The following is a 20367-nucleotide window of genomic DNA, read 5'->3' as shown; positions in this document are numbered from 1 at the left end:
ACCCCTCCTTCGCCCGTCGGGCCGTCCCCGGATGCAGGGTCGGCGACCTAGAGGTCGACGGGCCGCAGCACGAAGGTGATCGCGTGCGCGATCTGGACGTTGCCCGCGTTGAGGTCGAGGCGACCCGGGATCAGGAACGGGTTGAGGTCGTTGCGGTCCTGGTCGCGCAGCTGCACGATCCCCCACCGCTTCGAGATCACGTCCACGGTGAACGTGCCGCCCTGCGCGGTGGTCAGGACCGCGTCGTCACTGGCCAGCGCGGTGCCGGAGTCGATCGTGGCGCCGGGGACCACGTGGTAGAGCAGGACCTGCTCGAGGGCGTCGATGCCGACGGCGCCCGCGAGCGCCGTGAACACCTGCTCCTCCGAGCCGTACCAGCGGTGGGTCAGGTCCTTGGCCAGGAGCTGGAACGCGCGGTCGGTGGGCAGGAACGCGGTGAGCGGGACCGAGCCGTCCGCGAGGACGGCGACCGGGCTGGAGGGCTTCGCGGCCAGCACCGCGCCGATCGCCTGGTCCAGGATGTCGAAGTCCCGCCAGCTGCGGTCGAACGTGTCCCCGTCGGACGCGAGCAGGGCGGCCAGGCTCGACGTGCCGGAGGGTGGCGCGGCAGTGGCGGCGGGCGCGAGCGCGACGCCGGTCCCGGCGGCCAGACCTGCGACGACCAAGGTCGTGATCGTGCGACGGATCCTCATGGTGGGCTCCTTGCGTGGGTGGGAGGTCGGCGGGCGGCTGATGCACCCGCGCACCTTCTTCGCTCGCCGGACCCGGTCGGGATGCACCGAGGTCGTCGGCTTGCGCCTCGCCGAGGACGTGTGAGGCTGGCAGCGGCGACCGGCTCCAGCGTCGGGGTGGTGTGGTTCGCCACCGAACGCGCAAGGACCTCTCCATGAAGCTTCCCCATCCACGCGGCGCTCTGAGCGAGGCTCTCGTCGACGTGCTCGGCGCCTCGGCCGACAAGGCCCGCGTCTCCGGAGACCTGGTGGACCGGGCGATCGCTGGTGCCGACGACCTGCTCACGGACGACGATGTCCAGCTCAGCCTCTACGTGCTCTACGAGCTCTTCTACCGCGGGTTCGCCGGCGTGGAGGAGGAGTGGGAGTGGGACCCGGACCTGCTCCGGGTCCGCGCGACGCTGGAGCTCGCCGTCGAGTCGGCGCTGACGGAGGCGGTGGACGTCCCCCGCGGAGTGCCCCCGGAGCGCGGAGCCGTCGCCGGGGCGCTCTTCGCCATGACTGCGCCGAGCCCGGGTCCGAGCCTGTCGCGCTACGTCGCCAAGAGCGCGACGGTCGAACAGCTGCGCGAGCTCCTCGTGCACCGGTCGCTCTACCAGCTCAAGGAGGCCGACCCGCACACCTGGGCGATCCCGCGGCTGGAGGGGCGGCCCAAGGCGGCGTTGGTCGAGATCCAGGCCGACGAGTACGGCGGCGGTGCGCTCGAGCGCATGCACGCCGAGCTGTTCGCGCGGACGATGCGCGGCGCCGGGCTCGACCCGCACTACGGCGCCTACGTGGAGCAGGTCCCGGCGGTGACGCTCGCGCACGTCAACGTCATGTCGCTGTTCGGGCTGCACCGTCGTTGGCGAGGTGCCACCGCCGGGCACCTGGCGGCGTTCGAGATGACGTCGTCGCTGCCCAACCGCCTGTACGGCGACGGCTTCCGGCGGCACGGGTTCGACGCGGACACCACCGGGTACTTCGACGAGCACGTCGAGGCGGACGCCGTGCACGAGCAGATCGCCGGCCGCGACCTGGCGGGCGGTCTGGCCGAGCAGGAGCCCGAGCTCGTCGACGACCTCTTCTTCGGCGCCGCGGTCTGCCTGTACCTCGACGACCTCGTCGCGGGCCACGTGCTGGAGGCGTGGCAGGCGGGCGAGTCCTCGCTGCGCACGCCATGAGCGAGCGCCCGCCGCGCGCGCGGCCGACCGAGCCGAGCATCGTCGCCTGCCCGGACGGGCCGATCCTGGTCCGGGGCGACGTCGCCATCGTCGACGGCTCGGGTGCGCCCGTGCCGAGACGACGGGCGACGGTGGCCCTGTGCCGCTGTGGGTCGTCGGCGATCAAGCCCTTCTGCGACGGGTCGCACAAGGCGATCGGCTTCAGCGCGCCCTGACCTGCGTCGGACGGCAGACTCGACGCATGGACGTCACCGCCTGGGTCTTCGAGTACGAGCGCGCGTGGCGCGACCGTGACGCAGCCGGGATCGACCGCCTGTTCACGGACGACGCGCGCTACCTGCGATCCGCCTACGACGACGGCCTGTCCGGCATCGACGAGATCCGCGGTTTCTGGGACGACGACACGCCGTTCACCATGACCTCGGCCGTGCTCGCGGTCGACGGCGACACGGCCGTGGTCCGGGCGGAGGTGCACTACCTCGGCGACGAGCCCCACGAGTACCGCGACCTGTGGATCCTGCGGTTCGCCCCCGACGGCCGGGTGCGGCACTTCGAGGAGTGGGCGCACTGGCCGGGCATGCCCGGGTGGAGCGAGTCGCAGGCGTGACGCGCCCGGGACCGGTGCGCGTGACCCGACCCCAGGCGCTCGCCTGGCGGATGCGTCGACACCTGCTGGAGCCGGTCGGCACCGTCAGCGCCGAGGACGTCGTGCGGCGGCTGACCGCGATCCCCGCGCAGTCCGACGTCGACCTCGCGGTCCGGACCCGGCAGCGGGCCTCCCGGGCGGGGGAGGTCGAGGCGGCGGTGCGCGACGGCCGGCTGCTGCGGACGTTCGCGTTCCGCGGCGCCGTCCACCTCCTCACGCCCGAGGAGGGCGGGGCGTACCTCGCGCTGCGTGCGGCCGGCCGGCAGTGGGAGCTTCCCAGCTGGCAGCAGCACTACGGCATCGCGCCCGAGGCCTGGCCCGCGTTCCGGTCCGCGGTGCGGGACGCCCTCGACGACCGCCCCCTGACCCCGGCCGAGCKCGGCGACGCCCTCGCCGAGCACCACGGGTACGCGCACCTGCGGTCGATCTTCGCAACCGATCCGTGGACGCTGCTCAAGGCGCTGGCGTGGCAGGGCGATCTGACGTTCGGCCCGTCGCGAGACGGCCGGGCGACCTTCCAGCGGCTCGACCAGAACCCTCGGTGGACGAGCTGGCCGGACCTCGCCGACGCGGGCCGGCACGCGGTCACCGCGTATGCGCGCGCCTACGGGCCGACGACCCCGGACCACCTGCAGTACTGGCTCGGCGCCGGGCTCAGCGCCGGCCGCCGGCGGATCGCGGCGTGGGTCGACGACCTGGCCGACGAGCTCGCACCCGTCGACGCGGACGGCACGACGGCGTTCGTGCTCCGGGAGGACGTCGACGAGCTCGTCGCGACACCGCCGACGGACGTCGTCCGGCTGCTGCCCGGGTACGACCAGTGGGTGCTCGGGCCGGGGACCGCAGACCCCGACGTCGTGCCGCCCGCCCGCCGCGCGCTCGTCACTCGCGGCGCGAACGTGGTGGTGGCCGCAGGGGTCGTCGCCGGGACGTGGTCGGTGCGCGACGACGCGCTCGACGTGACGCTGTTCGAGGCGACGACGACCCCCGCGCCGAGTGCCCTCGACGAGGGGGTGGCGCAGCTCGCGGGAGTCCTCGAGCGCGACCTGCGTCCCACCGTGACGACCGGCTGACGGCGTGGCCCCTCGCTCGCCCGACGGATCGGCGCCCCCGGGCGTACGGTCGAAAGGACGCGTCCGCCGACCGGCGCACGCCCGGACAGGAAGCAGCCAGATGAGCACCGAGACCCCGGTCCCCGACGACGAGACCCGCGCGCACGCGACCGATCCGGCGGAGGGCGCCGACGGTGCCCCGGACGCCGCCGGCGGGGACGCTCGCGAGCACGCGAGCGAACCCGCCGAGGGCGAGGACCCTGACGCCTGACCCGGCAGGCCTCAGACGCGCTGCTCCGGAGGCGCCTCGTCCACGACGACGTCAGGGTCGATCCGGTCGGCCGCGCTCAGTCGCTCGTCGAGCTCGGTGCGTGCACCGCTGGCCTCCTGGGCGTGGGAGCGAGCCTCGTTCTGGAGCGCCGCGGCATCCGCGGCCCGGGCGTCGGCCTCGGCCTGCGCGAGCCGAGCCTGGGCGTCGAGACGGGCCGCCTCGGCCTCACGTCGCTGCAGCTCGACCTGGTCGGCGGCCGCCTGCTCGCGGATCGCCTGCGCCTTGGCGCGCTGTGCGTCCTCCCGACGCCGTCCGCGGCCGGCGAGTGCCACCACCGCGACGATGATCACGATGATCACGACGACGGCGACGATGATCCAGACAGTCTGAGCATCCATTTCGGGAGCCTCCTTCTGTAGGTTCCCCCCAGCTGGTATTGGACTGCCGTCCCGATGGGGCCGCAACCCGGGCGCGCGCCCGGGAGGCGTGCTCCGGTCGCCTGGGCGGATGACGATCCGATCGCCGAGACTGGCCCGATGACCGACCGCTACGACGGCCACATCCTCGGCTTCGCGACCGCGGACGGTCGGCGCGTCGTCGTCGGCCGCTGGCTGCGTTCGCCCTGGCCGCCGTTCGCCGACGTCATGACGCAGGACGCCGACGGGCGGCGCACGCTGATCGCCCCGAGCCGCGGCATCGCCGACGAGATCGCCGCGACCTACCAGTTCGACGAGGTCGTCGTCGCGCCGGTGCAGGTGCGGTGCGACCGTGCGGCGCGGACCTGGGACGTGTCGGCCGGTGCGCTCGACGCCGTCGTGACGCTGGGCGGACCGACGGCCCTGGGCCGGGCGCTGGCCGCCGTGCCGCGCTCCGTCACGAGGTCACGCGCGTTCGCGACGTTCGCGGACCCGGTGGTGCGAGTGGTCCTGCCGGGGGTGCGCACGCGGGGGACCGCCGGCGCCGACCGGCGCGAGTGGTACGGCGCCCTCGGTCAGCACCGCGTCGCCGACGTGCGCGCGACCTGGCACTCGGTGCCGTGCGGTGCGCTGCTGCCGACGGTGCCCGCGGTGCAGTTCGGATTCTCGTCGGTGCCCGACCGTCCGACCGTCACCGCGGTGCGGACGACCATCGCGCGGGTCGGCTGACCGCACCGGCACCGGTTCCGGTTCCGGTTCCGCGAACGCTACGGGGAGACGGCCCGCTCAGACGAGGGCCGCGGCGTCCGCCCGGGCGCGGGACTCCAGGATCGCCGGTGCGTTGGCCTCAGACCACGAGCGCATGGTCTGGAGCGCGTCGAGAAGTGAGGTGCCGAGCGGGGTCAGCCGGTACTCGACGCGCGGCGGCACCTCCGCGAACGCCTGGCGGGCCACCAGCCCGTCGCGCTCGAGCGCCCGCAGGGTCTCGGTCAGCACCTTCGGCGTGATGTCGGTGAGCAGTCCGCGCAGCTCGGAGAAGCGCAGCACCGAGCGGTCCAGCGACAGCAGGATGCGGACGGTCCACTTCTCGCCGACGCGTGCGAGCACCATGCGGCTCGGGCAGGCGACGTCGAGGACGTCGTAGGGCACGGTATCCACGGGGTGACCGACTTCCGTTGAAGTGACCAGTTTCCAATCCATACTATCGGCGACGACGCAGCTCATCCACGACAAGCGGGAGTCCTCACATGTACGTCCTTCTCACCGGCGCCACCGGGTACGTCGGGTCGAACGTCCTCGCCGCGCTGCGGTCCGCGGGCCACGAGGTGCTCGCCGTCACGCGCAGCGAGTCGTCCGCGGCGCAGGCCCGGGAGGCGGGGGCGAAGGCCGTCGTGCACGACCTCACCGACACCGCCTGGCTGGTCGACGAGCTCGGCACGGTCGACGCCGCGATCCACACGGCGGCCACGGGGGACGGGCAGAACCCGGCGTTCGACGACGCGGTGATCGACGCGGTCGTCCGGGCGTTCGCGGGCACGGACAAGCAGTACGTGCACACCAGCGGCATCTGGGTCTGGGGTGCGGGCGAGGTCGAGGAGGACGGACCGCTCGACCCGCCGACGATCGTCGCGTGGCGGCTCGAGCGCGAGGACCGGCTGCTCGCCGCGGACGTGCGCGCGACGATCGTCGCGCCCGGCATCGTCTACGGGCAGGGCCGCGGGATCGTGGCGGGTGTCCTCGGCGCCGGGCCCCGGACCGAGGACGGCGCGCTGCGCCTGGTCGGCTCGGGGGAGCAGCACTGGACGACGGTGCACGTCGAGGACCTCGCCGACCTGTACGTCGCGGCCCTGTCCGGCGGGCTGCGCGGTCGCGTCGCGGGGGCCTCGGGCCAGAACCCGACGGTGCGGGAGATCGCCCAGGCGGTCGTCGGCGCCGACGGTCGGGTGCTGCCCGAGTCCGACGACGAGACGCGCGCCCGGCTCGGCGCCGGATTCGCGGACGCGCTCCTGATCGACCAGCGGGCGACGGGGGCGCTCGCCCGCGCCACCTGGGGCTGGGTTCCTCGTCGGCCGAGCCTGCTCGAGGAGCTGTCCGCCTGAGGCGAGACGTGTCTCACATGTCACGTCCCTGGACGCCCCGGGCACGGATCCCCGAACGTGCCCTAGTTTTGGGCCCGTGACTGCACCGAGCGACGCCCCGCAGGGTCTGGCCAACCACGAGGTACCCGAACCGCTGCGCAACGACGTGCGGGTGCTCGGCGAGTTCCTGGGTCGAGTGCTGCGCGAGGCCGGCGGGGACGACCTGCTGGCCGACGTCGAGCGGTTGCGCGAGCTGGCGATCCGGGCGCACAACGGGCCGGACGCCGAGGCGCTGGCGCAGGCCGAGGAGCTGGTGTCCGGCTTCACGCTGGCCCGCGCCGAGCAGGTCGCCCGCGCGTTCACGTGCTACTTCCACCTGGCCAACACGGCCGAGGAGTACCACCGCGTGCGGGTCCTGCGTGAGCGCGAGGCCAGCCTGCTGCCGCACCACCTGGCGCCCGACGACTCCCTGCCGGCCGCGGTCGCGCAGCTCGCGCAGGAGGTCGGCCAGGACGTCGCTCGCCAGCGGCTGTCCGAGATGGAGTTCCGCCCGGTCCTGACAGCGCACCCCACCGAGGCCCGCCGCCGCGCGGTGTCGGCGTCGATCCGGCGCATCGCCGAGCTGGTTGCCGAGCGCGACTCCCGGAGCATCGGGGGCATGTCGCTCGCGGAGAACGACCGTCGGCTGCTCGGCGAGATCGACACCCTGTGGCGCACGGCCCCGCTGCGGGAGGCCAAGCCCACGGTCCTCGACGAGGTCCGCACCGTGCTCAGCGTCTTCGAGTCCACCCTCGCCGACACCCTGCCGGACGTGTACCGGCGCCTCGACGACTGGCTGCTGGCCGACGCCGCCGGCACCACCGCGCCCGCGGTCCGCTCGTTCGCGCGGCTCGGGTCGTGGATCGGTGGCGACCGCGACGGCAACCCGAACGTCACCGCCGAGATCACGCTGCAGGCCGCCGCGATGGCCTCGGACAAGGTGCTCAGCGAGCTCGAGGTCTCGGCGCGCCGGACCGCGGGCGGCCTGACGCTCTCCGCCGACGACACCCCGGCCTCCGCCGAGCTCACCGCGCTGTGGGACGGCCAGGTCGCCCTCTCGCCGGCGCTGGCCGAACGGATCGCCGTCGACGCACCGAACGAGCCCCACCGCCGCGTCGTCTACTTCCTGGCCGAGCGCCTCGCCGCCACGCGCCGGCAGGACGCCGAGCTCGCCTACGCCGACGCCGCCGAGTTCGAGTCCGACCTCGCGGTCGTGCAGCGCTCGCTCGCCGAGGCCGGCGCCCCGCGGTCCGCCTACGGCGAGCTGCAGCGACTGATCTGGCAGGTGCAGACCTTCGGGTTCCACCTGGCCGAGCTCGAGGTCCGGCAGCACTCGCAGGTCCACGCCGGCGCGCTCGCCGACATCGCGACGAACGGCCTCGGCGGCGAGCTGGAGCCGCGCACCGTCGAGGTGATCGCCACGTTCCGCGCGCTGGGTGAGGTGCAGCGCCGGTTCGGCATCTCGGCGGCCCGCCGCTACATCGTCTCGTTCACGCAGTCCGCCGAGCACCTGGCCGCGGTCTACGAGCTGGCGGAGCTCGCGTTCGAGGGCGCGGACTTCACGCCGACCATCGACGCGATCCCGCTGTTCGAGACCTTCGCGGACCTCGAGGCGAGCGTCGACATCCTCGAGGGTGCGCTCGCGTTCCCGCAGGTCCAGCGCCGGCTCGCGGAGAACGGTCGCCGCGTCGAGGTCATGCTCGGCTACTCGGACTCGTCGAAGGACGTCGGCCCGGTCTCTGCGACGCTCACGCTCGACACGGCGCAGCGCCGCATCACCGAGTGGGCGCGGCGCAATGACATCGTCCTGACCCTGTTCCACGGCCGCGGCGGCGCGCTCGGACGTGGCGGCGGCCCCGCCAACCGCGCCCTCCTGGCCCAGCCCCCGGGGTCCGTGGACGGCCGGTTCAAGCTCACCGAGCAGGGCGAGGTCATCTTCGCCCGGTACGGCGACCCGGTCATCGCCGCCCGGCACATCGAGCAGGTCGCCGCGGCGACCCTGCTGGCCGGCGCGCCGTCGGTGGAGAAGCGCAACGCCGCCGCGACCGACCGGTTCAGCGCGCTGGCCGCGCGCATGGACGAGACGTCCCGCGTGCGGTTCCACGAGCTGGTGAAGTCCCCGGGCTTCCCGCAGTGGTTCGCCGAGGTGACCCCGCTGGAGGAGCTCGGGCTGCTGCCGATCGGCTCGCGGCCGGCCCGTCGTGGCCTGTCCGTCGAGTCGCTCGACGACCTGCGCGCGATCCCGTGGGTGTTCTCCTGGTCGCAGGCGCGCATCAACCTGGCCGGCTGGTACGGCCTGGGCACCGCGCTCGAGGAGGTCGGCGACCTGGACGAGCTGCGTGCCGCGTACGCGCAGTGGCCGCTGTTCACCACGATGATCGACAACGTCGAGATGTCGCTGGCCAAGACCGACCAGCGGATCGCCGAGCGCTACCTCGCCCTCGGTGACCGCGACGACCTGGCCGGCCAGGTGCTTGAGGAGATGGCGCTGACCCGCAAGTGGGTCCTGCTCATCACCGACAGCGACGCGATCCTGTCGCGCCGCCGCATCCTCGGCCGCGCGGTGCAGCTGCGCAGCCCGTACGTCGACGCCCTCTCGCTCCTGCAGCTGCGAGCCCTGCGTGCGCTGCGCACGGGTGCGGCGCCCGAGCAGGTCGACGACCTGCGACGACTGCTCCTGCTGTCCGTCAACGGCGTCGCCGCAGGTCTGCAGAACACCGGCTGACTCGACCCCGCCTCTCGACACATGGGCCCGGTTCCGGACGCGTATCGTCCGGAACCGGGCCTACGGTCGTCTCATGACAAAGACCGTTCCCTGGGAACCGCCCCTCGCGAGCAACGAGCTCGACCACCTCGTCGGCGCGCTCGACCGGATGCGCACGACCTTTCGCTGGAAGGCCGACGGACTCGACAGCGCCGGCCTCGACCAGCACATCGGTGTCTCCGCACTGACCCTGGGGGGACTGCTCAAGCACCTCGCAGCCGTCGAGGACACCACCTTCTCCTGGAAGCTCGCGGGCCAGCACCCCGGCGAGGGGATCTGGCACCCCGAGACCTGGGGCGAGAACGACACCGAGATCCTGTCCGCCGTGAACGACACTCCCGAACAGCTCTACGCGGCGTGGGACGACGCGGTCGCACGGTCGCGCGACCGGCTGGCTACCGCGCTGGCCTCCGGCGACCTCGGCCAGGAGGTGCGCGACGGCGACGACGCGGGCAACCACGCCAACCTGCGTCGGCTGCTGTTCGACCTGCTCGAGGAGTACGGCCGGCACACGGGGCACGCGGACCTGCTGCGCGAGGCGGTCGACGGCCGTGTCGGCGAGGATCCGCCGCTCGACTGGCGCCCGGTCTCGGGTGCGCCGCTGGGCTGGATCCGGGAGTGGGACCGGTAGGTCAGGGCCCCGTCGGGCCGAAGCGTTCCGTGCGGATGCGGTCGGGGTCGTGGCCGAGGTCGACCAGCGTGTCGGCCACGAGCTCGACGAAGGGTGTGGGGCCGCAGACGAAGACGTGCGCGTTCTCCGACGGCGGGTAGCACGCGTCGCGCAGCACGTCGGCGTTCACGCGCCCGACGGGTCCGCTCCACCCGGGCGGGCCCGTGCGGGTCCACACGCGGGTGATCGCGACGTCGGGCTCCAGCGACGCGAGCTCGTCGGCGTACAGGGCGTCGGCGGGCGTACGGACCGACACGAGCAGCCGGAACGGCGAGGCCGAACCGACGTCGCGGCGCGTCCGCAACATCGACATGAGCGGGACCAGCCCCGAGCCCCCGGCGACGAGCTGCACCGGGTGCGGGTCGGTCGCGTGCCAGACGAACCAGTTGCCGACGGGGCCGCGCAGCTCGAGCTCGTCGCCGACCTGGAGGTCCTCGGTGAGGTACGGGGAGACCTCGCCGTCGTCGACGACCTGGACCGTGAGCGCGATCCGCTCGTCGACCATGGGCCCGCCCGGGCGGCCCATCGTGCCGGGGGAGGCGAGCGAGTAGGAGCGCTGCGTGGAGTACCCGTCCTCGGCGGTCAGCCGCACGTCGACGTGCTGCCCGGGCATGGCGCCGTGCCATCCGGGTACGTCGAGCTCCAGGGTTGCCGCGGAGGGGGTCTCGAACCGGCGGTCGACGAGCGTCCCGACCAGCCAGGGGAGGGCGTAGAGCTCAGTCACCCCAGTACCGCTGTTCCTTCCAGGGGTCGCCGTACTCGTGGTAGCCGAGCCGCTCCCAGAAGCCCCAGGTGTTCTCGGTCATGAGCTCCAGGCTGCGGACCCACTTGGCCGACTTCCAGAAGTACAGGTGCGGCACCAGCAGCCGGGCCGGTCCGCCGTGCTCGGGCGGCAGCGGCGCTCCGTCGTACTGGTACGCGATCCAGGCCTTGCCGCCGCGCAGGTCCTCGAGCGGGACGTTGGTGGTGTAGCCGCCGTCGCAGTGCGCCATGACATAGGCGTGGTCCGGGTCGATCTCGACGGCGTCGAGCAGCGTGTCCAGCGAGATGCCGCGCCAGACCGAGTCGAGCTTGGACCACTTGGTCACGCAGTGGATGTCCTTGACGACGTCCTCGTGCGGCAGGTGGGTGAGCTCGGACCAGGACCAGGTCTTGAGCTCGCCGCCGTCGGCCGTGATCGAGAACGTCCACGTGGACAGGTCCGCACGCGGCGTGGGACCGGCGGACAGGACCGGGAAGCCACGTTCGAGGTACTGACCGGGTGGGATGCGGGGGTCGGTCTCACGCTTGCCGCGGAAGCCGCGGGAGATGATCGCCATTCGAGAGCTCCCAGGGTGCGTCGGAGAGTCCCATCATGCGGCGCCACCTGCGGATACGCCAGAGGCCGGCCCGAGAAAGGGCCGGCCCCTGGTGAAGAACGGTGGATCAGCCGCGCGAGTAGACCACGCGGGGGCCGCCGGACGACGACGCGCCCGAGCCGCCGCCGGAGCCGCCACGACCGGAGCCGCCACGACGACGACGCTGGCCCGACGGGGCGCCGGCAGCGGTGCCGCCCGACGCCTGACGCTGACGCTGGCCGCCCGACGGCGCACCCGACGAGGCGGCGGCCGAGGCCTGACGGCTCGAACCGTTGCCGCGACCGGAGCCGCGACGGCCACCGCCGCCACCGGAGGACTGCTGGGTGACGGGAGGCGCGACGTAGCGCACGGGGGCCGCCTGCTCGCCGACGAGGGACGTCAGCGTCGCGTCGCCGGCGTTGACCGGCTTCGGGGTGGCGGTGATCTTGGCCGCACGGGTCAGCTGGCGGACGTCGCCGCGCTGCTCGGGCAGGACGATCGTGACGACGTCGCCGCCCGACCCGGCACGCGCGGTGCGGCCGGAGCGGTGCAGGTACGCCTTGTGCTCGGCAGGCGGGTCGACGTGCACGACGAGCTCGATGTCGTCCACGTGGATGCCGCGGGCGGCGATGTCGGTGGCGACGAGCACGCGCACGGAGCCGTTGGAGAACGCTTCGAGGTTCCGCTCGCGGGCGGCCTGCGCCAGGTTGCCATGCAGGTCCACGGCGGGGATGCCGTCCATGGTGAGCTGCTTGGCCAGCTTCTTGGCCTGGTGCTTGGTGCGCATGAACAGGACGCGGCGGCCCGTGCCCGAGGCGAGGTGGTGGACGACGGCCTTCTTGGACTCGGCGTCGCGGACCTCGAACAGGTGGTGGGTCATCGCGGCCACCGGCGACTCGGCGCTGTCCACGGAGTGCTCGACCGGGTTGCTCAAGTAACGCTTGACCAGCTGGTCGACGCCCTTGTCCAGCGTCGCCGAGAACAGCAGGCGCTGGCCGCGCGGCGGCGTCTTGTCGAGGATCCGCTTCACGACGGGCAGGAAGCCGAGGTCGGCCATGTGGTCGGCCTCGTCGAGAACCGTGATCTGCACGTCCTCGAGCGAGATGAGCCTCTGGTTGAGCAGGTCCTCGAGGCGGCCCGGGCACGCGACGACGATGTCGACGCCGCCGTTGAGCGCGGAGACCTGACGGCCCTGGGACACGCCGCCGAAGATGACGGTGGTGTTCAGGCCGAGCACCTTGGCCAGCGGCGCGATGGTCGCGTCGATCTGGGTGGCGAGCTCGCGCGTCGGGGCCAGGACGAGGGCGCGGGGCCGACGCGCGACCTTGCCCTTGCCGGCGGCGGCCGTGCGCGTGACGAGCGGGAGGGCGAACGCGAGGGTCTTGCCGGAGCCCGTGCGGCCGCGGCCGAGGACGTCACGGCCCGCCAGGGAGTCGGGGAGCGTGGCGGTCTGGATGGGGAAGGGGGCCGTGATGCCCTGGTCCGTCAGAGCGGCGGACAGGGCAGAGGGCACGCCGAGATCGGCGAAGGAAGTCAAGGTAGAGCCTTTCAAGAGGCTTGGTCGGGGTCCGCCGCCAGAGCAACCTGAGCGGGTGCTCGGGGGACCTCCACGACGCGGGGCGCGCAGGTTCGCGCAGCCCGTGGTTCCGTCAGTCTCTCATACAGGTGTCTCGAAACCCGTTCGCGGTGTCGAGCATCACAAGGGACCATCGAATCCAGCGGCGGGCGTCGGGGGGAAGATCAGGCATGACCAGCAGCGTGATCGCATCGGCACGGGAGCTGCGGAAGGTCTACGGCTCGGGTCCGACGGCGGTGCGCGCGCTCGACGGGGTCGACGTCGACCTGGCGCGCGGCGAGCTCACGGCGATCATGGGACCGTCCGGATCGGGCAAGTCGACCCTCATGCACTGCCTCGCGGGCCTGGACAAGCCCACCTCGGGCACCGTCGTCGTCGACGGGGAGACCGTGAGCTCGATGTCCGAGCGCAGGCTGACCGCGCTGCGGCGCACCCGCGTCGGCTTCATCTTCCAGGCCTACAACCTCGTGCCGACGCTGACCGCCCTGGAGAACATCACCCTGCCGCTCGACATCGCGCGCAAGCCCGTCGACCGCGCGCACCTGGACGTCGTGGTCGAGACCCTGGGCCTGACCGACCGGCTGAGCCACAAGCCAAGCGAGCTGTCCGGCGGCCAGCAGCAGCGCGTCGCGTGCGCGCGGGCGCTGGTGAGCCGTCCCGCGGTCGTCTTCGCCGACGAGCCGACGGGCAACCTGGACAGCACCGCGTCCGCGGAGGTGCTCGGGTTCCTGCGGCGCAGCGTCGACGAGCTCGGGCAGTCGGTCGTCATGGTGACGCACGACCCGACGTCGGCCGGCTACGCCCACCGCGTCCTGTTCCTCGCCGMCGGCCGGCTCGTCGGCGAGCTGCGCGACCCCACCCCGGAGGCGGTCCTCGCGCAGCTGGCGAGCATCCGCACCGTGAGCTCGTAGTGGTCCGCGTCGCCCTGCGGGGCGTCCGCGCCCACCTGGTGCGGTTCTGCCTCTCTGTGCTCGCCGTGGCGCTCGGCGTGGCCTTCGTCGCGGGCACGTTCGCCCTGCGCACGATGCTCGGCTCGACGTTCTCCGACATCGTCGCGACGACCACCCTCGGCGACGCCTACGTGCGGGGCGCGGACGTGGTCGGTGGCGCGGACGAGCAGAACGTCGTCGCCGGGACGCCGCGCAACCCCGTCCCGCTCACTCTGGTTCCGCAGCTCGAGGACGTCGACGGCGTCAGCGCCGCGATCCCCGACCTGTCCGGCCCGGTGGTGCTGGTCGGCTCGGACGGGACCGCGGTGCAGAGCACGCAGGCGCCGAGCCTCGGCTTCGCCTACGACGACCGCAGCCGGGCGGTCGAGCTCGTCGCCGGGCACGCGCCGACAGCTCCCGACGAGATCGCCGTCGAGTCCTCGACGCTCCAGGCCTCGGGGCTGTCGCTCGGCGACGCGACCACGATCGTGATCGGCGGCGAGGTCCGGCCGGTCACCGTCGTGGGCGAGGTCGGGCTCGGCTCGGCCCTGGCCGGCGCGACCGTCGTCTTCGTCGACCGGCGGAGCGCGACGGCCGCGTTCGCCCCCGACGGCACGGTGTCGTCGATCTCCGTGCTCGCTGACGACGGCCTCTCGGAGCAGGAGCTCGTGGACCGGCTCACGCCCGTCGTCGCGGACGACGACGCCCGCGCGGAGGTGATCACGGGCGACGAGATGCGCGACGAGGCCATCGCCAACGTGCTGACGCTGCTCGGGTTCATCACGACGTTCCTGCTGGTGTTCGCGGGGATCTCCCTCTTCGTCGGCGCGTTCATCATCTCCAACACGTTCTCGATGTGGGTGCGGCAGCGGATGCGCGAGTTCGCCCTGCTGCGTGCGGTCGGGGCGTCGCCGCTGCAGGTGTTCACGTCGATCGTGCTGCAGGCGGCGATCGTCGGGGTGATCGGCAGCGTGATCGGCGTCCTGGGTGGGCTCGGGCTCGTCGTGCTCCTGCGCGGCGTGCTGGGCTCCGCCGGCATGCAGTTGACCGGGAGCGTGCCGCTCGACGGCTTCACGATCGTCGTGTCGGTGCTCGTCGGGACGCTGGTCAGCGTGCTCGCGGCCGCGCTGCCCGCCCGCCGGGCCGCGCTGATCCCGCCGGTCGAGGCCCTGCGCGACGAGGTCACGGTGCCGGAGCGCTCGCTGCGCCGGCGCGCGATCGTCGGCGGCGCGCTGGTCGTGGCCGGGGTGGTCATGGTGGTCGCGGCGCTGCTCGACCCGACCGGCGACCACGCGGGCGCGATGCTCGGGTACGGCGCGGGTGCGGTGGTGATCGGCGTGCTCGCGGCGTCGCCGGTGCTGGCGCGCGGCATCCTGCGCGTGCTCGCGGTGCCGTTCAGCGGCTGGCGTCCCGTCGGGCGGCTGGCCCGGGGCAACGTCACGCGCAACCCGCGTCGCACCGCGAACACCGCCGGGGCGCTCATGATCGGCATGGCGCTGGTCGGCGCGGCCGCGGTGATCGCGGCGACGACCCAGGCCTCCACGAGCGCGATCGTCGCGCAGGAGGCCACGACCGACTACATCCTGCGCGGTGCCGCGCAGGGGCCCGTGCCGGCGCAGGCGGTCGAGGACGTCCGCGCCCTGCCCGACGTGCGCGCGGCCGACACCTTCGCGACCGCCTCCGTCCTCGTCGGCACGGACTCCTTCGCCGTCACGGGGATCGACCCCGACGCGATCGGCCGCAGCATCGACACCGAGGTGATCGAGGGCTCGTTCCACGACGCGCTCGCCGCCGGCCAGGTCGCGGTCCAGCGCACGACGATGGACGACCAGCACTGGGCGCTCGGCGACACCCTGTCCCTGACGGGGCCGAGCGGCTCGCAGGACCTGACGATCGGCGCGGTCATCGACTCGCCCGCGTTCGGCGTCCCGCTCGTCGTCGGCCAGACCGAGCTCGACCAGCTCGTGCCGTCGGACCAGCAGCTCGTCACGACGGTCTTCGTCACCGCCGCGCCGGGGGCCGACGTCGCGGCCCTGCGCGGCGAGCTCACGGCGACCGTGAAGCCGTACGTCGTCGTGTCCGTGATGGACAGCGCGGAGTTCGTCTCCCAGCTCGCCGACCAGGTGAACCGCGTGCTGGTCATCCTGTACGCGCTGCTCGGGCTCTCGGTGGTCATCGCGGTGCTCGGCATCATCAACACGCTCGCCCTGTCGGTCATCGAGCGCACCCGCGAGATCGGGCTCCTGCGCGCGGTGGGCCTCGGGCGCCTCCAGCTGGGGTCGACGATCACGGTCGAGTCGGTGCTGACCGCGGTCTTCGGCACGCTCGTCGGGCTGGCCGTGGGCGTCGCGCTCGCTTCGACGCTGCCCACCGTGTTCTCCGACGTGGGCCTGCGCTCGTTGGCGATCCCATGGGTCAGCCTCGCGCTCATGGTCGTGCTCGCGATCGTCGTCGGGGTGCTCGCGGCCGTGTGGCCGGCCATCCGTGCGGCGCGTCTGCCCGTGCTCGAGGCCGTGTCCACCGAGTGATGACTACCCTCGGAGCGTGAGCGACACCGGGTACGGCGACTTCGAGTTCGAGCGTCGCTTCTGGGTGCGCGACCTGCCGGGCGAGCTGCTGGACGCCTCGCCGGCGCTGATCGTGCAGAGCTACGTCCTGGCCGACGAGGGGTACGCGATCCGCGTCCGCGTGCAGGCCACGGTCGAGGGGCTCGTGCTGGCGCCCGGCGCGGACGAGCTCGGGCTGCTGGCTGAGTACGCCGACCAGATGGACTTCTGCGCGATCACCGTCAAGGGACCGATGAACGAGGGCACCCGCTACGAGGCCGAGCGCGAGATCGACGTGCTCGTCGGGCTCGAGATGGTGCGCCGCGGCGGCGCGCGGGTGGCCAAGACCCGGCACTCCGTCTGGCTCGGCGACGACGGCTGGGTGATCGACACCTTCGCAGGGGCGAATGCCCCGCTGGTGGTCGCCGAGGTCGAGCGCGGGGGACCGGTCACCGACCTGACGATCCCGTCGTTCTGCGTCACCGAGGTCACGTCGGACCCGCGGTTCTCCAACGACGCGCTCGCGGGCCGGCCCTACGGCGGGTGGGCCTCCGACTACGAGGCCGAGCTGGCCGCGGACGGACCGCGGTTCCTGAAGAGCCTCGGCCACAACCACCGGGAATAAAGGTTGTAGCGTCAACCATTGAGGTGAGCATGTCGACCGCACCCACGCCCGGACAGGGCGCCGCCGTTCCGCTCGCTCCGACCCACGCCCACGACTCGATCGCCGCGGGCACGGGTATGGACGCCGTCACGCTCCTCGTCGGGGACCTCGACCGGCAGCTGCGGTTCTACCGCGACGCGCTCGCGCTCGACGTCCTCGAGCAGCCGGACCGGTTCGACGCCGGTCCCGCCACGGTGGTCCTCGGGCGCTCGGGCACACCGCTCGTCATCCTGCAGCACGCGCCCGACCTGCCGCCCGCCGTCCGCGGCGCCGCGGGCCTGTTCCACACCGCGATCCTGTTCGACGACGAGGCGGGCCTCGCGGCGACGCTCGCGTCCGTCGCGCAGCGCGAACCCACGTCCTACGTGGGCTCCGCCGACCACCTGGTGTCGCTGGCCTTCTACTTCACCGACCCGGAGGGCAACGGCGTCGAGCTCTACTGGGACCGCAGCCGTTCGCTGTGGAACCGGACACCCGACGGGCGCATCGAGATGGGCTCGTTGCGGCTGGACCCGAACGCGTTCCTCGGCGAGCACCTGACCGACGAGCTGCTCGAGGCTCCCGGGGCGGGCGACGCCGTCGTCGGCCACGTGCACCTCTCCGTCGGCGACGTGCCCTCGGCGCGCGCGTTCTACGTCGACGCGCTGGGCTTCGACGTCACGGCCGAGTGGCACGGTGCGCTCTTCGTGTCGGCGGGCGGCTACCACCACCACCTCGCGATGAACACCTGGAACAGCGCCGGCGCCGGTCCGCGTGCCTCGGCCCTCGGTCTCGGTGAGGTGCGGATCGCCGTGCCGACGTCCGACGACCTCGGCGCGCTCGCCGACCGCGTCGCCTTCGCCGGGTACGCCGCCGCCCACGACGGTCAGACCCTGAGGTTCGAGGACCCCTGGCGCAACGTCGTCCGCGTGAGCGCCACGGCCTAGGAGCCCCGGCGCACCCCGCCGTCAGTGGGTCCAGTGCAGGTGACGCGGGGAGGTGGCCCGGTCGACGAGCGGCCGGGCCGCGTGCACGGCGTCGGCGGCCGCTCGGTCGGCGAGGGCGTGCAGGCGGCCGTAGGTGAACGTGTCCTCGCCGTCGGCGAAAGCCTGCAGGCCCAGCCGTCGCAGCGTCTCGCGACGGACGACCGCGTCGTGCTGGTCGCCCAGCACCTCCTGGAGCCGCTTCGCCCGCTTCGCGCTCTTCGCGGCCGGCTTGCCGAACGCGCCGGTAGCGACCTCGCTGGCGTAGCGCGCGCGGCGAGCGGCCTTGCGCACCTCGTGCAGGGCCTCGTCCCGCTCGTCGTCGGGCGCGACGTCGAGCGCGTCGACCGCTCGGTCCAGCCGCTTCCACGCCTTGCGCGCACCCGGACGCAGGTCGTCGACCGCGGGTTCGCCCCGCACGACGTCGTCGAGCAGCTGGACCAGCTCCTCCCACGACGGTCCGAGGCGGCTGCCCAGCTGGTCGAGCCCGGCCTGCTCGGCGGCGGTGAGGTCCTCGTCGAGGCGCAGCGCGACCGGCCCGCGCACGAGGTCGGGCGGTTCGGCCGCGACGGCGCGGCGCAGGGCGTGCAGCTCGACGGCGGGGTCCCGTGCCGCGCCGAGCGCGTGCCCGAGGTCGCGCAGGGCGGTCCGCAGGGGCTCGTGGTCGTCGCCGTAGACGGCCAGCGCCGTGCGCAACCGACGGCTCGCGGTCCGGGCGTCGTGCACCGCGTCGCCGTCTCCGGCGCGGAGCCCGGGCTCGGTGTCGGCGAGCAGGCGGGCATGGCGCGCCAGGTAGGCGCGCACGGGCTCGTCGTTCCCCATCAGGACTCGCGCGCTCGCGTCATGGGTCGAGCGTGCCACGCGCCCGGTGTCGGGCGCGCCGGACCCGCGGGCGGCGGCACCGGTGGGATGCGCTCCTAGACTGGACGGGACCGCGACGAGGAGGTGCCGCCGTGCCCGTCGGCCGACGACGAACCTCGGGTGCCGTGTGCGCGGCCGCCCTCGCGCTCGTCCTGCTGGGCCTCGGCGCGTGCACCGCGGACCTGACGGACCCCGTGGTGTCGCCGACCCCCACGCCGACACCGACACCGACGCCCACGCCGAGCCCGCCTCCGATCGCCGCGCAGGTCGGTGCCCCGGCCGCCCCCGCCACGGTCCTGCCCGCGGCCACCCCGTACGACGCCGCGCTGGAGGCGTCGCGGACCCTGTTCGCCTCCGCACCGGTCGTCGTCGTCGCGCCGGCGGAGGACGCGACGGCGCAGGCGACCGCTGCGGCCATGGCCGTCGAGCTCGGCGTCCCCGCGCTGCTGACGACGACGACCGCGACTCCGACCGCGGTCACCGAGGAGGTGGCGCGGCTGGGCGCCGGCACGGTCGTGGCCGTCGGCGCCGTGCCGCCCGTCGCGCCCGCCGGGGTGGCCCAGGTGCCCCTGGCGCACGCGAGCCGCGCGTCGCTGCCGCCGACGCGCAAGCCGACCCCGCCGCCGGGCACGGTCGCGCTGACCGGTGTCGGCGCCGAGAGCCCCGTCGCGCTCGCGACGATCCACGCGGCGGGCGTCCCCGTCGTCGACGTCCCGGGCGGCGACCCGCGGGCGACGACCGCGGCTGTCCAGGCGCTCGCGGCCACCACCCCGGACCACGTGATCGCGTTCGGCGCGGCGTTCGGACCGCCGGACCGGCTCGCCGCGCGGACCGCGGTGGCGCGCACCGGCGTGCTCGTCGGGGGTGGCGGCCAGCTGGTGTTCCCGCAGGTCCCGGGCCTCCCGGGCAAGAAGTACGTCGCGCTGTACGGCGCCCCGGGCACACCGGCCCTCGGCGTGCTGGGGGAGCAGGACGTTCCGTCGACGATCGTCCGGGCGGCCGCGACGGCCGCGCCGTACGTGCCGCTGACCACCGACACGATCGTGCCGGCGGTCGAGGTCATTGCGACGATCGCGTCGGGCAACCCCGAACCCGACGGCACCTACTCGCGCAAGGGGTCGGTCGAGTCGCTGCGCCCGCTGGTGGAAGCCGCCGGTGCCGCGGGCATGGCGGTCGTCCTGGACCTGCAGCCCGGCCGCCAGGACTTCCTGACGCAGGCGCAGCTGTACGCCGACCTGCTGGCGCTGCCCTACGTCGGCCTCGCGCTCGACCCCGAGTGGCGGCTCGCGCCGGACCAGGTGCACCTGCGCCAGATCGGGTCGGTCGGCGTCGACGAGGTGAACGCGACGACCGCGTGGCTCGCCGACTTCACGGCCCAGCGCCACCTGCCCCAGAAGATGGTGGTGCTCCACCAGTTCGCGCCGCGGATGATCGTCGACCGGTCCCGTCTGGACACGTCGCGCGACGAGCTCGCGATCGTCGTCCACGTGGACGGCCAGGGCGGCCAGCCCGACAAGGCCGGCACCTGGAACGCGATCCGCACCGACGCGCCGCCCGTGCACTGGGGCTGGAAGAACTTCTACGACGAGGACGCGCCGATGCTCGACCCCACCCAGACCTACCAGGTCCAGCCGGTCCCGGACCTGGTCAGCTATCAGTGAG

At 73.6% G+C, this 20367-nt stretch carries 21 protein-coding genes; 14 read left to right on the top strand and 7 right to left on the bottom strand.

Annotated features, from left to right (window positions below):
• Positions 1 to 47 precede the first annotated feature (47 nt).
• Positions 48 to 692, bottom strand: a complete 645-nt coding sequence (locus tag AC1DUE_RS03450; RefSeq protein ID WP_477037991.1) for a fasciclin domain-containing protein — start codon at positions 690 to 692, stop codon at positions 48 to 50.
• A 194-nt stretch (positions 693 to 886) separates the two neighbouring features.
• On the opposite strand from AC1DUE_RS03450, the gene AC1DUE_RS03445 reads away from it, so the two are divergent.
• From AC1DUE_RS03445 to AC1DUE_RS03425, 5 genes are all read left to right on the top strand, one after another.
• The gene (locus AC1DUE_RS03445) at positions 887 to 1894 is read left to right on the top strand and encodes an iron-containing redox enzyme family protein (protein ID WP_477037990.1); all 1008 of its coding nucleotides are present in this window, start codon (positions 887 to 889) and stop codon (positions 1892 to 1894) included.
• Positions 1891 to 2109, top strand: a complete 219-nt coding sequence (locus AC1DUE_RS03440; protein ID WP_477037989.1) for a CDGSH iron-sulfur domain-containing protein — start codon at positions 1891 to 1893, stop codon at positions 2107 to 2109. Before AC1DUE_RS03445 ends, AC1DUE_RS03440 begins: the two co-directional genes overlap by 4 nt.
• 26 nt (positions 2110 to 2135) lie before the next feature.
• Positions 2136 to 2501: a nuclear transport factor 2 family protein gene (locus AC1DUE_RS03435; RefSeq protein WP_477037988.1), complete on the top strand. Its 366-nt coding sequence runs from the start codon at positions 2136 to 2138 to the stop codon at positions 2499 to 2501.
• 20 nt (positions 2502 to 2521) lie between these two features.
• Entirely contained in the window at positions 2522 to 3613 is a 1092-nt protein-coding gene (locus AC1DUE_RS03430; RefSeq protein WP_477037987.1) for a DNA glycosylase AlkZ-like family protein, read from the top strand.
• A 100-nt stretch (positions 3614 to 3713) separates the two neighbouring features.
• Positions 3714 to 3863, top strand: coding sequence for a hypothetical protein (locus AC1DUE_RS03425; RefSeq protein ID WP_477037986.1), 150 nt, complete (start codon positions 3714 to 3716; stop codon positions 3861 to 3863).
• Between the two features lie 11 nt (positions 3864 to 3874).
• Here the strand turns inward: AC1DUE_RS03425 and AC1DUE_RS03420 are convergent, their stop codons facing one another.
• Complete coding sequence (locus AC1DUE_RS03420; protein WP_477037985.1) at positions 3875 to 4261, bottom strand: hypothetical protein; 387 nt, start codon at positions 4259 to 4261, stop codon at positions 3875 to 3877.
• Positions 4262 to 4399: 138 nt separating this feature from the next.
• Between AC1DUE_RS03420 and AC1DUE_RS03415 the strand changes: the two genes are divergently transcribed.
• The gene (locus tag AC1DUE_RS03415) at positions 4400 to 5008 is read left to right on the top strand and encodes a hypothetical protein (RefSeq protein WP_477037984.1); all 609 of its coding nucleotides are present in this window, start codon (positions 4400 to 4402) and stop codon (positions 5006 to 5008) included.
• 57 nt (positions 5009 to 5065) lie between these two features.
• Here AC1DUE_RS03415 and AC1DUE_RS03410 read toward each other — a convergent pair whose 3' ends face one another.
• Complete coding sequence (locus AC1DUE_RS03410; RefSeq protein WP_477037983.1) at positions 5066 to 5437, bottom strand: winged helix-turn-helix transcriptional regulator; 372 nt, start codon at positions 5435 to 5437, stop codon at positions 5066 to 5068.
• A gap of 89 nt (positions 5438 to 5526) precedes the next feature.
• Between AC1DUE_RS03410 and AC1DUE_RS03405 the strand changes: the two genes are divergently transcribed.
• The 3 genes from AC1DUE_RS03405 (at position 5527) to AC1DUE_RS03395 (ending at position 9791) form a co-directional block, all read left to right on the top strand.
• A complete protein-coding gene (locus AC1DUE_RS03405; protein WP_477037982.1) occupies positions 5527 to 6378 on the top strand; it encodes an NAD-dependent epimerase/dehydratase family protein in 852 nt (283 codons plus the stop codon).
• Between the two features lie 76 nt (positions 6379 to 6454).
• Complete coding sequence (locus AC1DUE_RS03400; RefSeq protein WP_477037981.1) at positions 6455 to 9121, top strand: phosphoenolpyruvate carboxylase; 2667 nt, start codon at positions 6455 to 6457, stop codon at positions 9119 to 9121.
• 73 nt (positions 9122 to 9194) lie between these two features.
• Complete coding sequence (locus AC1DUE_RS03395; protein ID WP_477037980.1) at positions 9195 to 9791, top strand: mycothiol transferase; 597 nt, start codon at positions 9195 to 9197, stop codon at positions 9789 to 9791.
• A 1-nt stretch (position 9792) separates the two neighbouring features.
• Here the strand turns inward: AC1DUE_RS03395 and AC1DUE_RS03390 are convergent, their stop codons facing one another.
• From AC1DUE_RS03390 to AC1DUE_RS03380, 3 genes are all read right to left on the bottom strand, one after another.
• Positions 9793 to 10554: a ferredoxin reductase gene (locus AC1DUE_RS03390; protein WP_477037979.1), complete on the bottom strand. Its 762-nt coding sequence runs from the start codon at positions 10552 to 10554 to the stop codon at positions 9793 to 9795.
• On the bottom strand, positions 10547 to 11149 hold the full coding sequence (locus tag AC1DUE_RS03385) for a sulfite oxidase-like oxidoreductase (RefSeq protein ID WP_477037978.1): 603 nt from the start codon (positions 11147 to 11149) through the stop codon (positions 10547 to 10549). The genes AC1DUE_RS03390 and AC1DUE_RS03385 overlap by 8 nt, the downstream gene beginning before the upstream one ends.
• A 106-nt stretch (positions 11150 to 11255) precedes the next feature.
• Complete coding sequence (locus tag AC1DUE_RS03380; protein WP_477037977.1) at positions 11256 to 12680, bottom strand: DEAD/DEAH box helicase; 1425 nt, start codon at positions 12678 to 12680, stop codon at positions 11256 to 11258.
• A 233-nt stretch (positions 12681 to 12913) separates the two neighbouring features.
• Here AC1DUE_RS03380 and AC1DUE_RS03375 point away from each other — a divergent pair, with 233 nt between their 5' ends.
• The 4 genes from AC1DUE_RS03375 to AC1DUE_RS03360 are packed head-to-tail and all read left to right on the top strand — an operon-like array spanning position 12914 to position 17808.
• Positions 12914 to 13654, top strand: coding sequence for an ABC transporter ATP-binding protein (locus AC1DUE_RS03375; protein WP_477037976.1), 741 nt, complete (start codon positions 12914 to 12916; stop codon positions 13652 to 13654).
• Positions 13654 to 16200, top strand: a complete 2547-nt coding sequence (locus tag AC1DUE_RS03370) for an ABC transporter permease (protein WP_477037975.1) — start codon at positions 13654 to 13656, stop codon at positions 16198 to 16200. Before AC1DUE_RS03375 ends, AC1DUE_RS03370 begins: the two co-directional genes overlap by 1 nt.
• Before the next feature lie 16 nt (positions 16201 to 16216).
• Positions 16217 to 16843 (top strand): CYTH domain-containing protein, encoded by a 627-nt coding sequence (locus tag AC1DUE_RS03365; protein WP_477037974.1) that lies wholly within the window; start codon positions 16217 to 16219, stop codon positions 16841 to 16843.
• A 29-nt stretch (positions 16844 to 16872) separates the two neighbouring features.
• A complete protein-coding gene (locus AC1DUE_RS03360; RefSeq protein ID WP_477037973.1) occupies positions 16873 to 17808 on the top strand; it encodes a VOC family protein in 936 nt (311 codons plus the stop codon).
• 21 nt (positions 17809 to 17829) lie between these two features.
• Here the strand turns inward: AC1DUE_RS03360 and AC1DUE_RS03355 are convergent, their stop codons facing one another.
• Positions 17830 to 18705, bottom strand: a complete 876-nt coding sequence (locus AC1DUE_RS03355) for a CHAD domain-containing protein (RefSeq protein ID WP_477037972.1) — start codon at positions 18703 to 18705, stop codon at positions 17830 to 17832.
• A gap of 92 nt (positions 18706 to 18797) precedes the next feature.
• On the opposite strand from AC1DUE_RS03355, the gene AC1DUE_RS03350 reads away from it, so the two are divergent.
• Entirely contained in the window at positions 18798 to 20366 is a 1569-nt protein-coding gene (locus AC1DUE_RS03350; protein WP_477037971.1) for a hypothetical protein, read from the top strand.
• Position 20367: the final 1 nt, after the last annotated feature.

Source organism: Cellulomonas sp. P4_A2 (assembly GCF_056402515.1).
This window is presented reverse-complemented; position numbering and strand designations above follow the sequence as displayed.